The sequence below is a fragment of the Xylanimonas ulmi genome (assembly GCF_004216535.1).
In the GTDB taxonomy this organism is placed as follows: Bacteria; Actinomycetota; Actinomycetes; order Actinomycetales; family Cellulomonadaceae; genus Xylanimonas; species Xylanimonas ulmi.
In genome coordinates this window covers 768,444-787,279 of the sequence record NZ_SGWX01000001.1, presented here as the reverse complement: position 1 = coordinate 787,279, position 18,836 = coordinate 768,444, and the positions used below count along the sequence as shown (strand labels likewise).

The following is an 18,836-nucleotide window of genomic DNA, read 5'->3' as shown; positions in this document are numbered from 1 at the left end:
CCTCACGGCTCCTCCGTTGGTGCGGTTTGTGCATGGTCCACGCGTGTGCGCGCGAGCTCGGCCTCCAGGTCCCGCACCCGTGCCCGAGCCGCGGCCAGCAGCCGGGTCCGCTCCAGCACCTGAGCCCTCAGCCTGGAGATCGCCAGGGCGTCTCGGTCGGTCATCGCTCAACCAGCACGATCTCGTGGGCCCCACGGCAAGCGCCGCCGCAACCGTGGTTATCGATCAGCCGCTTGGACGCCTCGGCGCTGTCGAGCTCCTCGTGGAGCGAGACGGTCGTGACGCGACACCACGCGATCACGGCGTATGCGCCTTCTCCGACCACCCACACCGCCCGAGGCAGTGCGCAGCGCATGAAGGCGCGCTCGGTACGGTGCTTCCTGGCGCAGCGGTGCTGTCTGTAGGTCTTCATCTGGTCCCCCTCTCGCGTCCCACCCCCTTATAGAGGGGGGTGGGAACGTGATTGCTAGGCGCGTGTCTGCCCGCGTTTGGTCCGTGTCTGCTGTGACCTGCGGTTTCGCCAACCGCGTGATTGCTCGTGATTGGTTCGTGCACGGTTTCGCGAGGAGGGGCGCGTGTTTGCTCGCGTGTTTGCTCTCATGCCGCGATCAACCCCTCGTCGCGGACCGCCTCCCATGACGTTGGGGCGCTGCCCCCGGGCCCTCCCCGAGAGCCCTCGAACTCGCGCGCGAGGCCGCTGCGGGTGAGCCGCCGAAGGTCGCGCCGGCACTGCTCGACGACGTCCTTGGCGGGGCGCTCCTCACCGGTCCGCGATATCGCCATGCCGGCCGCTGTGACTCGCCCGTGCTGCGAGCGGAGCCATGCCAGCGGGTCGAACTGCTCGGCCATGACGACCTTGCCTCCGAAGCGGTCGAACTCCAGCTTGAGCGGTCCGACAGGCTCGGAGGGCTGCTTGAGGTGGTGGAGAGTCGCCGTGTCGGATCCCGCCTCGCCGTCCAGCAGGATCACCGAGCCGGCACCCGAGGTGATCCACGTCGAGCCGTAGACGTCGGCGAGCGTCGTTGGGCGTGCCTTGCCGTCCCCGCCGCGCTTGATCTGGTGGTGCAGGATCAGGACCTCTACGCGGTGGACGAGGACTTCTTGGATGGCCCTGTTGACCGCAGAGCCGACGTCGTCGGACGAGAGGCCAAGCGCTGCGTCCTTCAGAGAGTCGATGACCACGACGTCCGCGTCAGCCGCCGTGACGAGGCTGAGCAGGGTCCCGGGAATCCGGGCGATGTCCGCGGGCGGTGGACCTTTCCACACCCTGAGCTTGTGCTCAAGGGCGTTGCGGTCCCGGTCCGTCACCATGCGCCGGAACGACCTGGCGATCTGCTTCGGGCGGTCCATGGCCAAGTAGAGAACACGCCGGGCGGGCCGCACCTTGAAGCCCAGCACGTCACCGCCGAGGCCGATCATGCTGAGCACCACGCGCTGCGCGACGGTCGTCTTCCCGACGCCAGGCGAGGCCGAGATCATGGTCGACTCCCCCGACGCCCAGAGTGCCTGCTCAGGCGTCCCCCACACCGGATCGACGTCAAGGTCTGGGTCGAAGATGAACGCCGCGCCGTTCGTCATCCGCTCCGGCTGCGGTGCCTCGTCCCCGTAGACCATTTGCGCCATCTCCTCGGCCGAGAACGGGTTGTCATAGGTCTCTGAGGCGAAGTAGTCCGGCACCCCGTCTGTCACGCTCCCCTCCTTCCTCCGGTATGCCGAGGGCCCCACCGGTTGGCGGGGCCCTCGGGCCTTGTCAGTCGTCGTCGCCGTCGAAGCCGGCGGGCGGGAGCTTGCAGGCCAGGTCCTCGGGCCAGCGCCAGTTGGCCATCCACTCGGCGTGGCTTGAGACGAGGTCGAGGAACACCTGCCGCTCGTTGACGTTGTCCACGTCCTTGAAGAGGTCGTCCAACCTGGCGTAGATGTCCGCGACGGCGAAGAACCGGCAGAACTGCAGCCGCTCCTCGTTGTCCTCGACGTAGCGCTCGACGCAGCAGACGCAGATGGGCCGCATGTCGCCGCTGAGGTCGAGCACGTGGTGCACCGGCAGCTTGTGGCCGCACGTGCGGCAGGCCTGCCCTCCTTCGCTGGCCAGCGGCAGCCACTGCCCGGAGTTGCGAGGAATGCTCGGGAACGCGGGTTCGTTGGTCATGCCACGCTCCGCTCACCAGGGGCGACGAACTGCGGGTCGGCGAGGTCGAGCCCACCGGCGGCCTCGAAGGCGACGTGCAGGCGGACCATCTGGCTGAACAGCCAGCGGGCGTACTCGCGGCGGTCGCGGCCGTCGGCGAGCGTCCCGGTGACCATCGCGATCTGCTCGATGACCGGCGTGGTGCTGTCGCCGAGGCCGTCGATCATCGACCACAGTTCCTGCATCAGCGCGTCGATCGCCTCGTGGGTCTCCAGCCTCCACTCCGCGACCTTCTCGAAGCGGTCCAAGACCTCCCAGGTGAGCGATCCGATGATCGCCTGGGCGTGCTCGGCGCCCGGCTCTCCGGGCTTGATCATCCCGAAGAGGTCGGACAACTCTGCGAACGTGATCTTCATGCGATCCTCCGGTTGCGGCGCTCGGCGGCGTTCAGGCGCTCGACGAGCCAGTTGACGAAGTTGTGACGGTCGGCGTTGGCGTCGCCGTTGAACTTTCCGGCCGACCCGATGCGCTCGTCGCGCTCGGCCCGGTGGGCGTCCTCGAACCGGCGGGCCAGCCGCCGCACCTCGGTGACGTGACGGTCGTCGTACGGCCGGTGGTTGGGCAGGGGCCGCGCCCACTGCTCGGCGGACGGCATCTCGACCGGGCCGCTCTTGTAGACGCCGACGGCGTCCGCGACGGCCAGCAGGTCGATCTCGGCGATGGTCTCGTCGACGTCGTCGCTCACAGCGGCCTCCGCGCGTCCAGGATGATCAAGGCGCTCTCCAGCCGGTCGTCGACGTCGGAGGCGCACGCCGGGCAGAAGAACCCGCGCAGGTTGTGACGACGGGGGCCTCCATCCACCGAGCAGCCCTGGGCGTGCCGCTTGCGGCTGCCCTTGTCCGCGGCGCCGATCGCCCTGTTCGCGGTCGGGTCACTCCCTGTGTACCGGCGGCTCACCGGTCAACCGCCTTGCCGTCGAGCACGTCGGCGAGTGCGGCGAGGTCGGCCATCAGCCCGCGCACGTCCGCGGCGAGCTCGGCGGGAGACGCAGCCTCGTAGTCGCCCGCGCTGTTCGGTAGGTCGAGGGAGAGTGACGTCGTCGTGCGTGAGCCGTCGGGCTCAAGGAACTCGATCGTGCCCATGACCACTTCGCCGCGCTCGGCCGTGTGCTGCACGGCGATGTCACCGAAGGACGTCACCGCGTCGAAGCCGCCGTGTCGGCGGTCGCACCACGGAGGGCACAGCGGCTTGGGCATCCCGGCTAGCGGTGCCAAGTGCAACCGCTCGTCGCCGTCAGCGATGAACGCCGTGCTGCCGCCCTCGTCGAGGTCGACCGTCACGACGTCCCGCGGGGCGACTGGCCCGCCCGCCACGCTGTAGCGCATCGGGTGGTGCTCGACGGACCGCACGGTGCCGGTCTTGCCGGCCGAACCGTAGGGCGACGTCGAGACGACTCTGTCGCCGATGACGAAGCCCCGCACGGTGAGGGCGAAGCCCTCGGGCTTGTCTGCCCGAGTAGTCTGGTTCTGCAACTTGACTCCTGTGTTGAGTGCACTGCTCGACGACCCGTTGCCGCGGGTCTTGGGCTCGGAGGCCACCCTTGCCGGGGTGGCCTTCGTCATTGCGGGCGTCACGACGCCCGCTTCTCGGCCTCGGCGAAGCGGTCGTTGAGCCAGCGCAGTACGCGCTCCTCGTCCCACACCCGCCTGCGGCCGAGCTTGATGCTGAGCGGCCCGAGCTCGACGCCCCGGTACACCCAGTCGGTGACAGTGGCGTCGCTAGTGCCCGTAAGCGCTGCGACAGCCTTCTTGTCGATGAGTTTCACGGTCCCTCCTGTGTTGCTGCGACACAGTTTGTCCTTCACGATCAACCGGTTCTGGTTGATGCGTACACAGCCTGACACGTGTCTCGCAGGAGCGCAAGACGCCGCCCGGCGCGGCGCATATCGTGTACTCATGACACAAGGAGCCGAGTGGGCACAGAAGTGGGCGGAGAGCATCGGCGAGAGCCTCCAGCGCCTTCGGAAGCTCCGTGGCGTCTCTGCTCAGCAGCTTTCGGAGCGCTGCGCGACCATCGGGTACCCGATCGCGAGGAACACAATCGCCAACATAGAGAACGGTCGGAAGCGCGACGTTCCGGTTCAGGAGGTGGCAGTGCTTGCCGCCGCCCTCGGGTCTTCGCCGGTGGAACTCCTGTTCCCAGTCCTGAGCGGTTCGAAACCCGTAGAGGCGCTCCCGAACCGGTCCGCATACCCTGTACTCGCCCTTGAGTGGTTCGCGGGATCGGACCGCAAGGTGGGCAATAGGTACATCGGGGACCCCTATGCGCCCGAGGAGTGGCTCCCGGGACCGCGGGCTGCGGGCAAGAGCGACCTCCTGGTTGCCCGGACAGCCTTCCGGATGGCCCTAGTCGCCGACGAAGCCATGCGCAACCTCGCAGCGGCTCGGCTTGGAGCAGAGGACCCCACGCGGGTGACGCTCGTCGGCGCGCAGATCGGAGAGGGGCTCACGTGGGGTGACATCGCCGAAACCTGGGAACGGTCACTACACAGGAGCCTCAGGGACCTGCAGCGATGGCGCTGCTTGGCGCGTCGACAGGGAGTGGACCCCGGGCCCCTGCCTCCACGGATCGTTGAGGCGTACGCAGCACTCGGTGGCGACGATGTCGAGCTCGCTCACATCACGCACGAGGACGCCACATCGCTCTCGCTCCTAGGCCTGGACCCTGATCAACAGACCTTCCTATCGCTGATAGATCCCGATGCCCGCTCCTGAGAAGCGCACCCGCAACGGCAAGACCCGTTGGCTGGCGCGGTACCGCGACCCTGAGGGCAAGCAGCGCAGCAAGACGTTCGACCGCCAGGTCGACGCCCAGACGTTCCTGGACGAGACGGTCGTGTCAGTGCGTCGTGGCACGTACCTCGACCCGGACGCCGGGCGCGAGACGTTCCGGGCTCACGCCGAGGCGTGGCTGGCGATGCAGACGTTCAACACGTCGACGCGCGAGGTCGTCGAGCACCGCCTGGTCAAGCACGTGTACCCGGTGCTCGGAAGCAAGCAGCTCGCACAGATCAAGCCCTCGACGGTGAAGGCGTGGTTGGCCGGGCTGAAGGTGTCGAAGTCCTACGCCCGGACGATCCACGCGAACGTGTCGTCGATCCTGGCTGCGGCCGTCGAGGACGAGAAGGTCGCGAAGAACGCCGCGAGGACGAAGGCGTCCAGGCCGGGGAAGGTCGCACGCAGGAGGATCGTGCCGTGGTCGGCCGAGCAGGTCGCCGCGGCGCACCGGGCCCTCGCCGAGCAGTACCGGATCCTCGTGACGCTCGGCGCCGGGCTCGGGATGCGGCAGGGCGAGCTGTTCGGCCTCTCCCCCGACGACGTCGACTTCCTGCGCGGCGAGGTCCACGTGCGCCGGCAGGTGAAGGTGCTGGCGGGGAACAAGCTCGTCTTCTCTCTGCCGAAGGGCGAGAAGACCCGCGACGTGCCCTTGCCGCCGTCGGTGCGCGCGGCGCTGGCGTTGCACCTGAAGCGACACCCAGCGGTCGCGGTGTCGCTTCCGTGGGACGGCGAACCGGGCGACGCGAAGCATGGGGAGACGTTGACGGTGCCGCTCGTGACGACGTCGCGGGAGAAGAAGCCGCTCAACCGCAACCACTTCAACACCTATCACTGGCACGCTGTCGCCGACGCCGTGAAGCTCACGGAGGGGCAGGAGGGCGGCATGCACCAACTCCGGCACTTCTACGCATCGGTGCTGCTCGATGCCGGTGAGTCGATCAAGGTGGTCGCCGAACACCTCGGCCACTCAGACCCCGGGTTCACGCTGCGCACGTACACGCACCTGATGCCCGCTTCGGGCGACAGGACCAAGAAGGCGGTGGACGCCGCTCTGTCATGTGTACCCGTTGTGTACCCCGACGCCTCCGTGAGCCTCTGACCTGGGTGCATGCTTAGTACTACGACATCTGACGTCCACCGGGGTGGTCTGGCCCGACGAGTCCACCCCGCACGACATGACGGCGGCCGCCGTCGAGCGCCTCACGCGTTCGACGGCGGCCGCCGTCGTCGTCGGGTGACCAACCCGGGCCCTCGCGGAGCCGTTGCGGTCTAGAACGTGCCTTGCTTGGGCGCGATGTCCTCGATCTCGGCTCGCGCGGCGCGCAGCGCGTCCAGGATCGCCGCCTCGCGCTCGGGGGTGTGGCGCTCGGTCGGGATCGAGCAGCTGATGGCGTCCTGGACGGGGTCGGTGTAGCGCAGCGCCAACCCGAGACAGCGCAGGCCGGGGGCGTTCTCCTCGACGTCGAGGGCATAGCCGCGCCGCCGCGTCTCCTCGATGTCGGCGCCGAGCGCGGCCGGGTCGGTCAGGGTGTGGGGCGTCAGCGCCACCAGCTCGGCGGGCAGCGGGTCCTGCCGCGCGGCGAGCAGGGCCTTGCCCAGGCCCGAGGAGTGCGCCGGAAGCCAGCGCCCGATGCGCGAGATCGGCCGCGCGTCACGGCTCGACTGATGTGTGCTGAGGTAGACGACGCGCTCACCGTCGATGCGCGCCAGATGCACGGTCTCGTCGATCCTCTCCCGCAGTCGGGCGAGCACGGGGCGCACGACGCGGACGTACGGGTCGGCGTCAAGGAACGCCGTGCCCACGACGAGCGACTTGATGCCGAGCGCGTACAGGCTCCCCGAGGCGTCGTTGCGCACCCATCCGTGCGACTCGAGGGTGCGTAGCAGCGCGTGCACCGACGAGCGTGGCGCGTCGAGCTGGTCCGACAGGTCGCGCAGTCGCGCAGGGACGCCGCCGCGGTCTGCCAGCAGCTCCAACACCTGCATGGTGCGCACCGCCGACTTCACGTCGCCGAGCCGGCGCCCCGGCGCCGTGAGCTCGTCCTGTTCTGCGGACATGCCGGTCCCCATTGTCTCCTCCATCGTCGAGCGACGCTCGATGTTGCTGGTCAGGGTAACCCGACGCCTTGGCGCGACCGCTGTGCGGCGCCGGCCACGCACCGGCGAGTTGCCGCACCCTCGCCCATCCAACATACTGGCGGCTGTTCGCATGTCTAGTCGGTTGTCCACGTATGTGGACGGATGGGACGACGATGTTCACACCCCAGGGAGTGATCCCTGCCCTCGTGACGCCGCTCGACGAGGACGGCAACCTTTTGGAGGGCAACCTCCGCACCCTGCTCGACCACGTGATCGACGGCGGCGTGCACGGCGTCTTCGTGCTCGGCTCCTCAGGCGAGATCTACGGCCTGACCGACGCCCAGAAGCGCCGCGTCGTCGAGATCACCGTCGAGCACGTGGCCGCCCGCGTCCCGGTGTACGCCGGCGCCAGCGAGATCACCACGCGTGACTGCGTCGCCACAGCGCGCATGGCCGCCGACGTCGGCGGCGTCGCGGCGCTGTCGGTGCTCACGCCGTACTTCATGACCCCGACCCAGTCGGAGCTGGTCACGCACTTCACCGCCATCGCCGCCGCCACCGACCTGCCGATCCTGCTGTACAACAACCCCGGGCGCACCAAGGTCGGCCTCACCGTGCCCACGGTCCAGCGGCTCGCCGAGATCGACACGATCGTCGGCGTCAAGGACTCGGCGGGCGACATGTCCCTGACCGCTGACCTCATCCGCGAGACCCCCGCGGACTTCAAGGTCCTGATCGGCAAGGACACGCTCATCTACGCGGGCCTGTGCCACGGGGCCGACGGCGCCATCGCCTCCACCGCCAACATCGCCCCCCGCCTGGTCGCCGACATCTACGAGGCCTACCAGCGCGGGGACCTCGCCGGCGCGCTCGACCTGCAAGGCCGCCTCACTCCGCTGCGCTCGCTCGTGGACGTCGCCACCTTCCCGGTGGTCATCAAAGAGGCCCTGCGCATGCTCGGCGTCGACGCCGGTGTGTGCCTGGCCCCCGCGCGGGAGCTGGCCCCAGCACACCGCGAGGCCCTGGCCGAGGTCGTCCGCGCCCTGCCCGCCTGAACGCCGCGTTGCGCCCCCGACCCCAGTTCCCCAGCACCCCAGTCCCCCTGACACGCAAAGGAGCGTGAGCCATGCCCCTCGTCATTGTCGCGATCGCTGTGGCGGTCCTGCTCGTCCTGATGACGAAGCTCAAGTTCAACGGCTTCATCGCCCTGCTTCTCGTCGCCATCGGCGTCGGTCTGATCGAGGGAATCTCGATCGAAGAAATCCCTGAGATCCTCGAGAACGGAATCGGCGGCCAACTCGGCGGCACCCTGCTCGTCATCGGACTCGGAGCCATGATCGGCCGCGTCATGGGCGACGCCGGCGCCGCCCAGCGCATCGCGCTGAAGATGGTCGACGCGTTCGGCCCGCGCGGCGTCCAGGTCGCGATGGTGGTCACGGCCATGCTCGTGGGCGTCACCATGTTCTACGAGGTCGCCTTCGTGATCATCGTGCCGGTGGCCTTCACGCTCGTGCGCGCCACCAAGGCGAACCTGCTGTGGGTCGGCCTGCCGATGTCGATCGCCCTGTCGACGATGCACAGCTTCCTGCCGCCGCACCCCGGACCGACCGCCGTCGCGGGCATGTACGAGGCCTCGGTCGGCATGACGCTCGCCTACGGGCTGATCTTCGCCGTGCCCATCGGCGCCTTCATCGCGCTCGTGTGGCCCCGCCTGGCGTTCATCCGCAAGATGAACCCCGAGATCCCCACCGGCCTGGTCTCCGAGAAGCTCTTCGGCGACGACGAGATGCCCAAGCTCGGGATCTCCGTGGCCGTGGCGCTGTTCCCCGTCGTCCTCATCGCCGGCGCCGCGATCGTCGAGCTGATCGCGCCGGACGCGGCCGGCATCGGCGTCGTGCGGTTCTTCGGCGCCGCGCCGATCGCGATGCTCCTGGCCCTGCTCATCGCGATCTACATGTTCGGCCCGCGCGCCGGCCGCTCGCTGCAGCAGGTCGCCGACTCATGCTCGTCGTCGGCCAAGGCCATGGCCATGATCCTCATGGTCATCGGCGCCGGTGGCGCGTTCAAGCAGGTCCTGGTCGAGGCCGGCATCGCGGACTACATCGCCGACGTCACCGGGGGTTGGGCCATCAACCCGATCATCCTCGCCTGGCTCATCGCGGTGATCCTGCGTGTGGCGCTCGGCTCGGCCACGGTCGCGGTCGTGACCGCCGCCGGAGTCGCCGCCCCGCTCGTGGGCGCCACGGGCGCCTCCCCCGAGCTCATGGTGCTCGCCACCTCGTGCGGCTCGATCGCGTTCTCCCACGTCAACGACCCGGGCTTCTGGATGTTCAAGGAGTACTTCGGCCTGACCGTCACGCAGGCCCTCAAGTCCCGCACCAGCTACACGACCGTTCTGGCGATCCTCGGGCTCGGCGGCGTCCTGCTGCTGGACCTCTTCGTCTGAACCCGACCCCGAAGTGGAGAAGACCGTGAAGATCGGATTCATCGGCCTGGGCATCATGGGCAAGCCCATGGCGAAGAATCTCCTGGCCGCCGGGCACGACCTGGTCGTCAGGGACCCCAACGCCCAGGCGGTCGCCGAGCTCGTCGCACTCGGCGCGACGGCGGCGACCACCCCCCGCGAGGTCGCCGAACGGACCGACCTCGTGCTGACCATGCTCCCGAACTCCCCTCAGGTCACCGAGGTCGTGCTCGGCGACGGCGGCGTCATCGAGGGCGTCCACGCTGGCCTGGCCTTCGTCGACATGAGCTCGATCGCCCCTGCCGTCTCGCGAGAGGTCGCGCGCGCCCTCGCCGCGAGGGGGGTGCCGATGCTCGACGCACCGGTCTCGGGCGGCGAGCCGTTCGCCGTCGCCGGGACGTTGTCGTTCATGGTCGGCGGGCCGCAGGAGACGTTCGACGCCTGCCGTGACGTGCTGGGCGCGATGGGCTCCTCGGTGGTCAGGGTCGGCGACATCGGCGCGGGCAATATCGCCAAGCTCGCCAACCAGGCCATCGTCGCCGTCAACATCGCCGCGGTCGCCGAGGCGCTCGTCATGGCGCAGAAGGCCGGCGTCGACCCCGAGGCCGTCGTCTCGGCCATCTCCGGCGGCCTGGCCGGCTCCAACGTCATGAGCGCCAAGGCGCCCATGATGCTCGACCGCTCCTTCGCCCCCGGATTCCGGATCAACCTGCACCTGAAGGACCTGACGAACGTCATCGCCACGTCGCACGAGCACGCCTCGCCGATGCCGTTGACCGCCGCCGTGTTCGAGCTGATGACCGAGCTCAAGGCACACGGCTACGAGGCCGAGGACCACTCGGCCCTGCTCCGCACCTACGAGTCGGCCGCAGCGACGCAGCTGCGCCGGGGAGGACACCTCTCATGACCACACCAACGATCGTCAAGGCCGACGTCTACCCCGTCGCGGGTCGCGACTGCATGGAGCTCAACCTCTCGGGGGCGCACGGCCCCTGGTTCACCCGCAACGTCGTCATCCTTGAGGACTCCGCCGGCAACCGCGGCGTCGGCGAGGTGCCCGGCGGGCAGAAGATCACCTCGACCATCTCCGACGCGTTCCCCCTCGTGATCGGCTCGTCGCTCGGGCAGTACAAGAACGTCCTGAGCGCCATCGGCGGACGCTTCGCCGACCGCGACAGTGGCGGCCGCGGGCTGCAGACCTTTGACCTGCGCACCACCGTGCACGCGGTGACCGCGATCGAGTCGGCCTACCTCGACCTGCTCGGCAAGCATCTGGGGGTGCCCGTCGCGGCGCTGCTGGGCGACGGTCAGCAGCGCACGTCGGTCAAGACGCTCGGCTACCTGTTCTACCTGGGCGACCCCGGCAAGACCGACCTCGACTACGAGCGCGAGCCCGACAGCGACACCGACTGGTACCGGCTGCGGCACGAGGAGGCCCTGACCCCCGAGTCGATCGTGCGGCTCGGCGAGGCGGCCTACGACAAGTACGGCTTCCAGGACTTCAAGCTCAAAGGTGGCGTGCTGCCGGGCGAGGAGGAGATCGAGGCGGTCCTCGCACTCAAGCGCAGGTTCCCCGACGCCCGGATCACCATCGACCCCAACGGCGCCTGGTCGCTGGACGAGGCCGTGCGCCTGTGCAAGCCTCTGGTCGGCGACCTCGCCTACGCCGAGGACCCGTGCGGCGCCGAGGGCGGGTTCTCGGGCCGCGAGATCCTCGCCGAGTTCCGCCGTGCGACCGGACTGCCGACCGCGACGAACATGGTCGCGACGGACTGGCGGCAGATGACCAGCTCGCTGCTGCTGCAGTCGGTCAGCATTCCCCTGGCCGACCCGCACTTCTGGACGATGCAGGGCTCGGTGCGCGTGGCCCAGCTCTGCCACGACACCGGGCTCACCTGGGGCTGCCACTCCAACAACCACTTCGACATCTCGCTTGCGATGGTCGCCCACTGCGGGGCCGCGGCCCCCGGCGAGTACAACGCGCTCGACACGCACTGGATCTGGCAGGAGGGCCTTGAGCGCCTGACGGTCGATCCGCCGCAGATCGTCGACGGCGAGGTCGCCATCCCGGACACGCCGGGGCTGGGCGTCGAGGTCGACCTCGACCAGGTCCTGGCCGCGCACAAGCTGTACAAGGAGCACGCCCTGGGCGCCCGTGACGACGCCGTCGGGATGCAGTACCTCATCCCCGGGTGGACGTTCGACAACAAGCGGCCCGCGCTCGTGCGCTGACACCGACGTCGCGGCGGCCGGGAACTGTGCTCCCACCTTCCACCCGGCCGCCGCGGCCCGCTCGTCGATAGGAGGCGACCGTGAGGGTCGTGATCGCACCGGACTCGTTCAAGGAGTCCATGTCCGCCGCCGACGCCGCCGACGCGATGCGGCGCGGGGTCCTGGCCGCCGTCCCCGACGCCGAGTGCGTGCTCGTGCCCATGGCCGACGGTGGCGAGGGCACCACCGACGCGCTCGTCGCCGCACTGGGCGGCACGCTCGTCACCGCGCGGGTCACCGGCCCGATGGGCGCGCCCGTCGAGGCCTCCTACGGCTGGGTCGCCGACGAGCGGCTCGCGATCATCGAGGTCGCGGCCGCGGTGGGCCTCGACCTCGTGCCCCGCGACCGGCGGGACGTGTGGCACGCGACATCGCGCGGCGTCGGCGAACTGCTGACCCACGCGTTGGACAGCGGCGCCGCACGCGTCATCGTCGGCCTCGGGGGCTCGGCGACCAACGACGGTGGAGCCGGCCTGCTCCAGTGCCTCGGCGTGCGTCTGCTCGACGAGGCGGGGCACGACGTCGCACCAGGCCCCGCCGGCCTGCGCAGCCTCGTGGCCACCGACGCCTCGGGCCTTGATCCACGCTTGCGCGCCGTCGACGTGCTGGTGGCGTGCGACGTCACCAATCCGCTGCTCGGACCGTCGGGGGCCAGTGCGGTCTACGGCCCTCAGAAGGGCGCCACGGAGCAGCAGGTGCCGTTGCTCGACGCCGTCCTCGCCCGCCTGGCCCCCGCGCTCGACCAGCTCGCGGGGCGGCCGGTGTGCGAGGCGCCCGGGGCCGGGGCCGCCGGCGGCTTGGGGGCGGCTCTCCTGGCGTGCGCGCACGCCCAACTGCGTCCGGGGGTCGACGTCGTCCTGGAGGCGGCGCGGCTGCCCGCGGCCCTCGCGGGGGCCGATCTCGTCCTGACCGGAGAGGGCTCGGTCGACGCCCAGAGCCTGCACGGCAAGACCCCGTTCGGGGTGGCCCGCGCGGCGGCCGCGCAGGGAGTCCCGACGGTCGTGCTCGCCGGCCGGGTCGGCCCCGGCGCGCACCGCCTGCTCGAGCACGGGGTCAGCGCCATCGTCCCCATCACGCGATCCGCCATGAGCCTCGATGAGGCGCTCGCGACAGGCCCGGCCAACCTGGAGCAGGCCGCCGCCACCACCATGCGGCTCATCGGTGTCGGGGCGCGACGGCGCGCGGCGCTGTGAGGCGACTGGCGTGAGGCCGCGCTCCTTGAGCGCCGCCGTGTCGCGGGCCGCGCCCCCCACCGACGTGACGGGGTGGCGCCGGCCGGCCGCGACGGCCACCATGGCGCCCCGCCAGGCCGCGCGGCGCCGGCTCGTCGCGCAGCCGCGATCCCGCGGCGAATGCCGTGGGCACGGCGATCACGCCGAGCGCCCACCACGGGAACCCCGGCGAGCGCCCTGCGGCGGGCAGTGTCAGGGTCGGGTCCACGGGGGCGTCCGGGCCTCGAACGCGCACGCCGCGCACCAGGAGCCGGTGCGAGTTCACCCCGATCGGGGTGCACGTCACCAGGGTCACGTGGTCCTCGCCCGCGATGGGAAGCAGCGACGCGGTGTCGGTGGGCTCGACCGTGCGGATCTGATCGACCTCGTAGGTGAGCACCTCGCCCAGCACGCTGATGGTGAAGCGGTCGCCGAGCCGCACCTCGTGCAAGGCGTCGAAGATGTCCGCCTCGACCCGCCCGGAGTGCCCCGTCAGGACGGCATGGGCGCCGGCTCCGCCCACCGGCAGTGAGCTGCCGACCAGGTGGCCCACGCCGCGGGCGAGGACCTGCTCGCTCGTCCCGTGGTAGACGGGAAGATCCACGCCGACCGCCGGGATGCTCACACGCGCCATGACCTGCGTCGCGTCGAGTTGGCCCAGGTAGTCCGCGCCGGGCGCGGTGGAGCCCGGCGCGTAGGGGTCGTCGAGCGAGGCGCGCGCGAGGCTCGCGTTGAACTCCCGCGCGCGGCGCAGCGCGTCAGCCTTGGCCTGCTCGGGAAGGCGGGTGACGCTCTCGACGTAACCCGCGACCTCGGCGCCGTGCGCCCACGCGGACAGCCATGCCGCCGCGGCCGGAAAGAACAGGATCCCGGCTCCGAGCGTCGCCCCCACGAGCGTCAGCAGGCGCCGCCGGGCGTGCGGTCGCCCCGCCTGCCGCCGCGGGTGGGGCGCAGCGTGGTGGGCCCCACTCGATCGCGATGCCAACTCAGGGCCCTCCTGCCGGAGTGCGGGGGGACCGGGGAGTGGGGAACCGACCCGTCACCGGTCCCCCACCCCCAGGCCGTCAGACCTCGCCCGACGGGCGACGGCGACGCGTCACGAGCAGGGCCATGCCGACGATGATGAGCGCGCCCGCGAGCAGGAGCATCCCCGTCCCCGCCCCACCAGTCAGCGGGAGCCCGAAGCCCGTCGTGACAGGCAGGTTCACGATGGTGCGGACCGTCTCGCCCTCGCTGACGACAGCGACCTCAAACGGCTCCGCGAGCGGCGTGTACCCGACCGGCGCCGCGGTCTCCGCAATCCAGTACGACTGGTAGCCCGGGTCGCCGACCGCCACCGGGACGCCGTCGCTGAAGTCGGAGTACCGCAGGCCGGTGAAGGTCAGGGAGCCGTCGGCGCCCGTCGTGCCCGTCGCGATCGCGTTGACCCCCGCGCGGGCGTCAGCCTGCGTGAGGTACACCGCGAACTGCGCTCCGGGGAGCACGGCGCCCTGCTCGGTCTCGGCCCGCTTGACGAGCGTGATCGAGCCCCACTTGGTCTCGACCTCGGGGGTTGTGACCGGGCCGCCGGGCTCGCCCGGCGCGGCCTGAAGGCTCGCCGCGTTCGGGTAGACGATGGCGGTGTTGGGGATCTGCCCCGTGGCATTCGCCTTGGTGGCGATGACGACCTTGACCTGCTCGGCGCTGCGGTCCGCGAGCGTCGCAAGACCCTGCGCGGTGAACGCCACGACCACCGTGCTGGTCGCCGGATGGAACTCGACCGTGTAGTCCTCGGGCGCCAGCGGCGCCTGCCCGGTCAGGGACACCGTGGCGTCCTGATAGTCCAGGCGCGCGTCCAGCATGTCGACGATCAGGTACGTGTCGATCACGGGCACGTCGGGGATGTCCGCGACGATGGTCCACATCACGTCGTGGAACAGCGCCGAGGGGTCGTCGTCGACCGTCTTGGTCGCGCCGACGATCGAGTTCTTGGGATACGCGTGGACGTCGTAGAGCCACGCCGTCCCCTCGCCCGGGTCGGTCATCGGCACCGTGATCAGGAAGGGGCTCGCGGCGGTGGCGCCGGCGGGGTAGACGGTCTCGGTGACCAGGTACACGCCCACCGGCAGGTTGGCGGCGACCGCCACGCCCTGCGGGCCGTCCGTCCCGGTGGTCACCTGCCTCACGACCCCGAACGGTTCTGCCTGGGCGACCTCAGGTGTGAGCCCGGACAGCGCCCGCCAGCCCGCGTTCGTGGTCAGGTCGTAGGCCCCGTCCACGCCGAGGACCTGCGCGACCGTGAACGTGACCCCGTCCATCGGCTCGACGCCATCCGGCTCCTCCTGGACGGCGCCATCCCCCGGCGTCGTCGGTGTGGTCGTCGTCGCGTACTTGTGGATCGTGATCGAGCCCTTCGCCTTCGGGTCGATCACCGGGCTCGGGTCCGCGGCGCGGGCCGTCCCCGCACCGAGCGTGAGCGCGAGCGCGCCCATGAGCGTGGCGAGGGCGGCGCTGCGCAGACCGCGGCGGATCGTCATATGCACCTTCTTCTCCTTCGGATCGGGCGTGTGTGGCTGGGGAGCACGGCGTGCGCGGCTCATCGGTCCGCCGCCTGGGCGCGACGGGAGCCGCCGCCCGCCGTGCGGCGTCCGGCGATGAGTCCCGCGGCGACCAGCGCCAGTACGGCGCCTCCGCAGAGCCAGAAGGCCAGGTCTCCGGGTCCGCCGGTCAACGGGAGCGTGAGGGTGCGCCGGTCCGTCACGGTGATCAGACCCATGCCGTCGCCGGAGTCGGAGACGGCGATCTGCGTGCTCGCCGCGGGATCCGTCAGCGTCACGCCGCCGTCCTCGGCCACCTCGAAGCGCACCGGAGCCGCGAGAAGGTCAAACCCGTCGGGCGCCGCGACCTCTTCGAGCCAGTACGCGCCCGGCTCGATCGCGCCGGTCACAAACAGGCCGGTCTCGCCCTCGACCGCGACGAGCGTCGGATCCGTGAGCACGGCGCCCGGCGCGTGGGCCTCGTCGGCCCTCAACACGAACTGGGCGCCCGCGAGCGCCGCGCCGTCATCGCCGACCTTCGCGACGTACAGATAGCGCACGGGGTGTTCGGTCCCGGGCCCGTCGGGCTCGTCGCCTGCGACCACGACATTGCGCAGCAGGTGGTCGCCCGCGCCGTCGCCGACCGGCTTGACCCGGACCGTGTACGCGACCTGTGTGTCCGCGCTCAGGACGCCCGTGATGTGGAGCGAGTCGGCCAGGCGTTCGACGCTCAGGCCGCCGTCGTCGATGATCCCGACGAAGTCGGCGTCGTCGAGCACAGCGCCGAGCCGATCGGTGAAGTCCACCTGCGCCTCGCCCGTCCCGCTGTGGTCGAAGGCGAGCCGGTAGGTGACGACCTGCCCTGGACCCACCGTGGTCCCGGACGCGGGGTCAGCGGTCTTGTCGACGGTGACGGCGGCCGAGGGGAACTGGTCCCCCAGCCCCGTTCCGCCCGCGTCCTTGCGCACGATCGTCGTCGTCACGCCCTCCTGGGTCGTGCTTGTGCGCACCGACGCCGCGTTCGAGTAGGACGTGAGGGTCTTGTCGGTGACGCGCACCCAGTACACGAACTGCGCGTACCTGCCCGACGGGACCGGCGAGACGGTGAACGTCATCTGCTGTGCGCCCGCCTCAGCGCCGCACGCGATGGTCACCGCGGAGCCGACCTGCTCCGGCGTCTCGGGCGCTGTCCCGGTCGGGACCATGCCCGTGGCGGGGTCGAACGCGTAGAACAAGACCCGCGGCATGGTGACCTTCGGGGCCGTGTCGTCGCCGGGGCAGATGAACTCCTGCCCTGGCCCGAGCGTGTCGACCACCGTGACGGTCTGCAGCGGTCCGCCGGGCGAGGACACGTAGTACTGCAGGTAGTCACCCTCGGCGCCGGTGATCCCGCTTCCCGGGTCGCGCCATGTGCCGCCCTTGTACGGCTTGGTCCGGTCGATCTTCTCGACCGAGCCGCCCGAGGAGCCGACCTCGATCTCGATGGTCGACTCGAGCCCGTACTCGACCACGACCGTCGACCCGGGTTGCGCGTCGTAGGAGAGCCGGACCTCGAAGAACGCGGTGCCGCGGACGTTCTGCCGCTCGTCGGCGTACTGCGTGAGGGTGAACGTCACCAGGCCGTCTTCGACGACGGCTCGCGCCGCCACGACCGGCGCGCCGTTCGCGTCCCGGACCGGATCGCCGTGCTCGTCCACGGCCGGCAGGTCGAAGGCCGTCGTGATGCGGACGAGCTCTCCGGGCAGCGCCAGGGTGAAGGTGTCGCCGGCCGTCGCGCTGTCCGGAACCGCCCAGGTCAGATCGAGGCGCAGGCTCTGACCGGGTTTCGGGTTGGCGGGCGTGACGGTGACCGTCTTGATGGCGTCGTCGATGACGTCAGCACGGGCGGGCGCCGCCCCCCACCCGAACGCGACGACGAGCGAAGCCGCCACCGCACACGCCATCAGCCGGGTCGTGGAGCGCAACCGCCGCCAGGAGACCTTCATCTGCCACCTTCCCTCGTCGTCCTGATCCGCACGGATGGGTGCGGACGCGACTGAGTGTGGGTTGGCGCTGCATGCCCGACGGACGGCCGACTGGACATGCGGTGGGCCGCAAGGGGCGCTAGGGCGCGCGGGGCCGCGATGACTTCGCAGGTCACGGACCACTCGGTGTCGTGGCGACTCTCGTGGCGGGGCGCCGGATGCGAACGTTTGGCGTCGGCGCCTTGGCCACCGCGCGTCACCGCACGTCCATTTTCTGCCGGTCGAGAGCGATATCACGCCATCTGTGCCAGCCTCCGAGCGTGCCCGACGCCGGCCCCACCCACCGTCCGCCCACCGACCATCAGTTCGGGAGCGAGGAGGAGGTCGGTCTGCGCCCATCCCCGCACCCGCCTGCGACGACCACCGACGCCCCGGCCGACGCCCGGACGCTCATGCGCTTGGTCGGCACGCCAGGTCTGGTCGCCTTCGGCGGCACGGCGCGCACACGAGCCGACCGTGAGCGGTTCCGCCTGACGCTCGCCCTGTCGCGGTTCGGCGGGCTCACGGTGGCGCACGCCCGACACACCGCGGTGGCCGTGCTGCGCGAGGGTGACAACTTCGGCCGCCCGGGGCGCGCCGTGCGCCTGCTCATCATGCTCGAGGGAGAGGTCCGCCTGAGCGTGGCGGGGGGCTCGGTCCGCGTCGGCCCCGGCGGAGGCGCCCTCCTGCACGGGTGGGACGAGTACGTGTACGAGAGCGCGGGCGACGTCTCCCGTGTCCATCTCGACGCCGACGTCGAGGGGCCGCCGTTCGCGGACGCGCTGCGGAACGTGCCCGCCCTCGTGTGGGCCGGGGACTGCCCCGTGCTGCGCGCCGCCGGCGCCGCACTGGCGGAGATCGTCCGGCACGACGAGGGGGGCGTCAGCTCGGCGACCCGCGGCTCGATGGGGCGCCTGGCGCAGTCGGTGCTGCTCGCCGTGCTGGCGTCGCCGCCCGGCGGCGCGCCCACCCCGGCGCGCGAGCGCAACCGGACCCGCGTGCTGGAGCACATCGCCGCGCGGCACACCGACCCCGATCTCTCGCCGGTCACGATCGCGCGCGACCTGGGCATCTCGATGCGCTCGCTCCACCGCCTCTTCGAGTCCGCCGACCAGGGCGTCGCCGAGCACATCGCGGCGGCGCGCCTCGAACACGCGCTCGCGTTGTTGAGCGATCCGAGCCTCGGACAGACGCCGATCGAGAGGATCGCGCTCCGGGCGGGGTTCGGCTCGGTCGCGCGGATGCGGCGGGTGGTGCGCACAGCCACGGGTCTGAGCCCCACGGCCGTACGCCAGCGAAGCGCCACAGCGGCGACAGGCTCGCACTGACC

At 70.8% G+C, this 18,836-nt stretch carries 21 protein-coding genes; 8 read left to right on the top strand and 13 right to left on the bottom strand.

Going from position 1 to position 18,836, the window contains the following annotated elements:
* Positions 1 to 2: 2 nt before the first annotated feature.
* From EV386_RS18200 to EV386_RS18195, 9 genes are all read right to left on the bottom strand, one after another.
* On the bottom strand, positions 3 to 164 hold the full coding sequence (locus tag EV386_RS18200) for a hypothetical protein (RefSeq protein WP_165399827.1): 162 nt from the start codon (positions 162 to 164) through the stop codon (positions 3 to 5).
* The gene (locus EV386_RS03500; RefSeq protein ID WP_130412378.1) at positions 161 to 412 is read right to left on the bottom strand and encodes a hypothetical protein; all 252 of its coding nucleotides are present in this window, start codon (positions 410 to 412) and stop codon (positions 161 to 163) included. Before EV386_RS03500 ends, EV386_RS18200 begins: the two co-directional genes overlap by 4 nt.
* 185 nt (positions 413 to 597) lie before the next feature.
* On the bottom strand, positions 598 to 1,689 hold the full coding sequence (locus EV386_RS03495; RefSeq protein WP_130412376.1) for an AAA family ATPase: 1,092 nt from the start codon (positions 1,687 to 1,689) through the stop codon (positions 598 to 600).
* 61 nt (positions 1,690 to 1,750) lie between these two features.
* The gene (locus EV386_RS03490; protein WP_130412374.1) at positions 1,751 to 2,146 is read right to left on the bottom strand and encodes a hypothetical protein; all 396 of its coding nucleotides are present in this window, start codon (positions 2,144 to 2,146) and stop codon (positions 1,751 to 1,753) included.
* Positions 2,143 to 2,541 carry a hypothetical protein gene (locus tag EV386_RS03485; protein ID WP_130412372.1) on the bottom strand — a complete coding sequence of 133 codons (399 nt, stop codon included), beginning with the start codon at positions 2,539 to 2,541 and terminating at the stop codon, positions 2,143 to 2,145. Before EV386_RS03485 ends, EV386_RS03490 begins: the two co-directional genes overlap by 4 nt.
* On the bottom strand, positions 2,538 to 2,870 hold the full coding sequence (locus EV386_RS03480) for a hypothetical protein (RefSeq protein ID WP_130412370.1): 333 nt from the start codon (positions 2,868 to 2,870) through the stop codon (positions 2,538 to 2,540). The genes EV386_RS03485 and EV386_RS03480 overlap by 4 nt, the downstream gene beginning before the upstream one ends.
* A complete protein-coding gene (locus EV386_RS03475) occupies positions 2,867 to 3,082 on the bottom strand; it encodes a hypothetical protein (RefSeq protein ID WP_130412368.1) in 216 nt (71 codons plus the stop codon). Before EV386_RS03475 ends, EV386_RS03480 begins: the two co-directional genes overlap by 4 nt.
* Positions 3,079 to 3,657, bottom strand: coding sequence for a hypothetical protein (locus EV386_RS03470; RefSeq protein ID WP_130412366.1), 579 nt, complete (start codon positions 3,655 to 3,657; stop codon positions 3,079 to 3,081). The genes EV386_RS03475 and EV386_RS03470 overlap by 4 nt, the downstream gene beginning before the upstream one ends.
* A 98-nt stretch (positions 3,658 to 3,755) precedes the next feature.
* Positions 3,756 to 3,950: a helix-turn-helix transcriptional regulator gene (locus EV386_RS18195; RefSeq protein WP_165399826.1), complete on the bottom strand. Its 195-nt coding sequence runs from the start codon at positions 3,948 to 3,950 to the stop codon at positions 3,756 to 3,758.
* A gap of 130 nt (positions 3,951 to 4,080) precedes the next feature.
* Between EV386_RS18195 and EV386_RS03465 the strand changes: the two genes are divergently transcribed.
* Positions 4,081 to 4,899 carry a helix-turn-helix domain-containing protein gene (locus tag EV386_RS03465; protein ID WP_165399825.1) on the top strand — a complete coding sequence of 273 codons (819 nt, stop codon included), beginning with the start codon at positions 4,081 to 4,083 and terminating at the stop codon, positions 4,897 to 4,899.
* The gene (locus EV386_RS03460; RefSeq protein WP_130412362.1) at positions 4,886 to 6,061 is read left to right on the top strand and encodes a tyrosine-type recombinase/integrase; all 1,176 of its coding nucleotides are present in this window, start codon (positions 4,886 to 4,888) and stop codon (positions 6,059 to 6,061) included. The genes EV386_RS03465 and EV386_RS03460 overlap by 14 nt, the downstream gene beginning before the upstream one ends.
* Positions 6,062 to 6,231: 170 nt before the next feature.
* On the opposite strand, the gene EV386_RS03455 is transcribed toward EV386_RS03460, so the two are convergent.
* Positions 6,232 to 7,020 carry an IclR family transcriptional regulator gene (locus EV386_RS03455; protein WP_130412360.1) on the bottom strand — a complete coding sequence of 263 codons (789 nt, stop codon included), beginning with the start codon at positions 7,018 to 7,020 and terminating at the stop codon, positions 6,232 to 6,234.
* A gap of 194 nt (positions 7,021 to 7,214) precedes the next feature.
* Between EV386_RS03455 and dapA the strand changes: the two genes are divergently transcribed.
* The 5 genes from dapA (at position 7,215) to EV386_RS03430 (ending at position 12,969) form a co-directional block, all read left to right on the top strand.
* On the top strand, positions 7,215 to 8,096 hold the full coding sequence (dapA, locus tag EV386_RS03450) for a 4-hydroxy-tetrahydrodipicolinate synthase (RefSeq protein ID WP_130412358.1): 882 nt from the start codon (positions 7,215 to 7,217) through the stop codon (positions 8,094 to 8,096).
* A 71-nt stretch (positions 8,097 to 8,167) separates the two neighbouring features.
* Positions 8,168 to 9,487, top strand: a complete 1,320-nt coding sequence (locus EV386_RS03445; protein WP_130412356.1) for a gluconate:H+ symporter — start codon at positions 8,168 to 8,170, stop codon at positions 9,485 to 9,487.
* Between the two features lie 25 nt (positions 9,488 to 9,512).
* Positions 9,513 to 10,412, top strand: a complete 900-nt coding sequence (garR, locus tag EV386_RS03440; protein ID WP_130412354.1) for a 2-hydroxy-3-oxopropionate reductase — start codon at positions 9,513 to 9,515, stop codon at positions 10,410 to 10,412.
* Positions 10,409 to 11,737, top strand: coding sequence for an enolase C-terminal domain-like protein (locus EV386_RS03435; protein ID WP_130412352.1), 1,329 nt, complete (start codon positions 10,409 to 10,411; stop codon positions 11,735 to 11,737). Before garR ends, EV386_RS03435 begins: the two co-directional genes overlap by 4 nt.
* Before the next feature lie 80 nt (positions 11,738 to 11,817).
* On the top strand, positions 11,818 to 12,969 hold the full coding sequence (locus EV386_RS03430) for a glycerate kinase family protein (RefSeq protein WP_130412350.1): 1,152 nt from the start codon (positions 11,818 to 11,820) through the stop codon (positions 12,967 to 12,969).
* On the opposite strand, the gene EV386_RS03425 is transcribed toward EV386_RS03430, so the two are convergent.
* The 3 genes from EV386_RS03425 to EV386_RS03415 all read right to left on the bottom strand — a co-directional run bounded on the left by EV386_RS03425 (position 12,932) and on the right by EV386_RS03415 (position 17,488).
* Positions 12,932 to 13,879, bottom strand: coding sequence for a class C sortase (locus tag EV386_RS03425; protein ID WP_165399824.1), 948 nt, complete (start codon positions 13,877 to 13,879; stop codon positions 12,932 to 12,934). The genes EV386_RS03430 and EV386_RS03425 overlap by 38 nt on opposite strands.
* A gap of 172 nt (positions 13,880 to 14,051) precedes the next feature.
* Entirely contained in the window at positions 14,052 to 15,503 is a 1,452-nt protein-coding gene (locus tag EV386_RS03420; RefSeq protein ID WP_165399823.1) for a SpaH/EbpB family LPXTG-anchored major pilin, read from the bottom strand.
* A gap of 59 nt (positions 15,504 to 15,562) precedes the next feature.
* Complete coding sequence (locus tag EV386_RS03415) at positions 15,563 to 17,488, bottom strand: DUF7927 domain-containing protein (RefSeq protein WP_130412344.1); 1,926 nt, start codon at positions 17,486 to 17,488, stop codon at positions 15,563 to 15,565.
* A gap of 299 nt (positions 17,489 to 17,787) precedes the next feature.
* Here EV386_RS03415 and EV386_RS03410 point away from each other — a divergent pair, with 299 nt between their 5' ends.
* Positions 17,788 to 18,834, top strand: a complete 1,047-nt coding sequence (locus EV386_RS03410; RefSeq protein ID WP_165399822.1) for an AraC family transcriptional regulator — start codon at positions 17,788 to 17,790, stop codon at positions 18,832 to 18,834.
* Positions 18,835 to 18,836: the final 2 nt, after the last annotated feature.

Bases quoted from the DNA above. Each gene is read 5' to 3' on its own strand.
- EV386_RS03435 (WP_130412352.1), top strand. From the start codon at position 10,409: ATGACCACACCAACGATCGTCAAGGCCGACGTCTACCCCGTCGCGGGT.
- EV386_RS03485 (WP_130412372.1), bottom strand. From the start codon at position 2,541: ATGAAGATCACGTTCGCAGAGTTGTCCGACCTCTTCGGGATGATCAAG.
- EV386_RS03415 (WP_130412344.1), bottom strand. From the start codon at position 17,488: ATGAAGGTCTCCTGGCGGCGGTTGCGCTCCACGACCCGGCTGATGGCG.
- EV386_RS18200 (WP_165399827.1), bottom strand. From the start codon at position 164: ATGACCGACCGAGACGCCCTGGCGATCTCCAGGCTGAGGGCTCAGGTG.
- EV386_RS03420 (WP_165399823.1), bottom strand. From the start codon at position 15,503: ATGACGATCCGCCGCGGTCTGCGCAGCGCCGCCCTCGCCACGCTCATG.
- EV386_RS03455 (WP_130412360.1), bottom strand. From the start codon at position 7,020: ATGTCCGCAGAACAGGACGAGCTCACGGCGCCGGGGCGCCGGCTCGGC.
- EV386_RS03465 (WP_165399825.1), top strand. From the start codon at position 4,081: ATGACACAAGGAGCCGAGTGGGCACAGAAGTGGGCGGAGAGCATCGGC.
- EV386_RS03490 (WP_130412374.1), bottom strand. From the start codon at position 2,146: ATGACCAACGAACCCGCGTTCCCGAGCATTCCTCGCAACTCCGGGCAG.
- EV386_RS03445 (WP_130412356.1), top strand. From the start codon at position 8,168: ATGCCCCTCGTCATTGTCGCGATCGCTGTGGCGGTCCTGCTCGTCCTG.
- EV386_RS03460 (WP_130412362.1), top strand. From the start codon at position 4,886: ATGCCCGCTCCTGAGAAGCGCACCCGCAACGGCAAGACCCGTTGGCTG.
- dapA (WP_130412358.1), top strand. From the start codon at position 7,215: ATGTTCACACCCCAGGGAGTGATCCCTGCCCTCGTGACGCCGCTCGAC.
- EV386_RS03500 (WP_130412378.1), bottom strand. From the start codon at position 412: ATGAAGACCTACAGACAGCACCGCTGCGCCAGGAAGCACCGTACCGAG.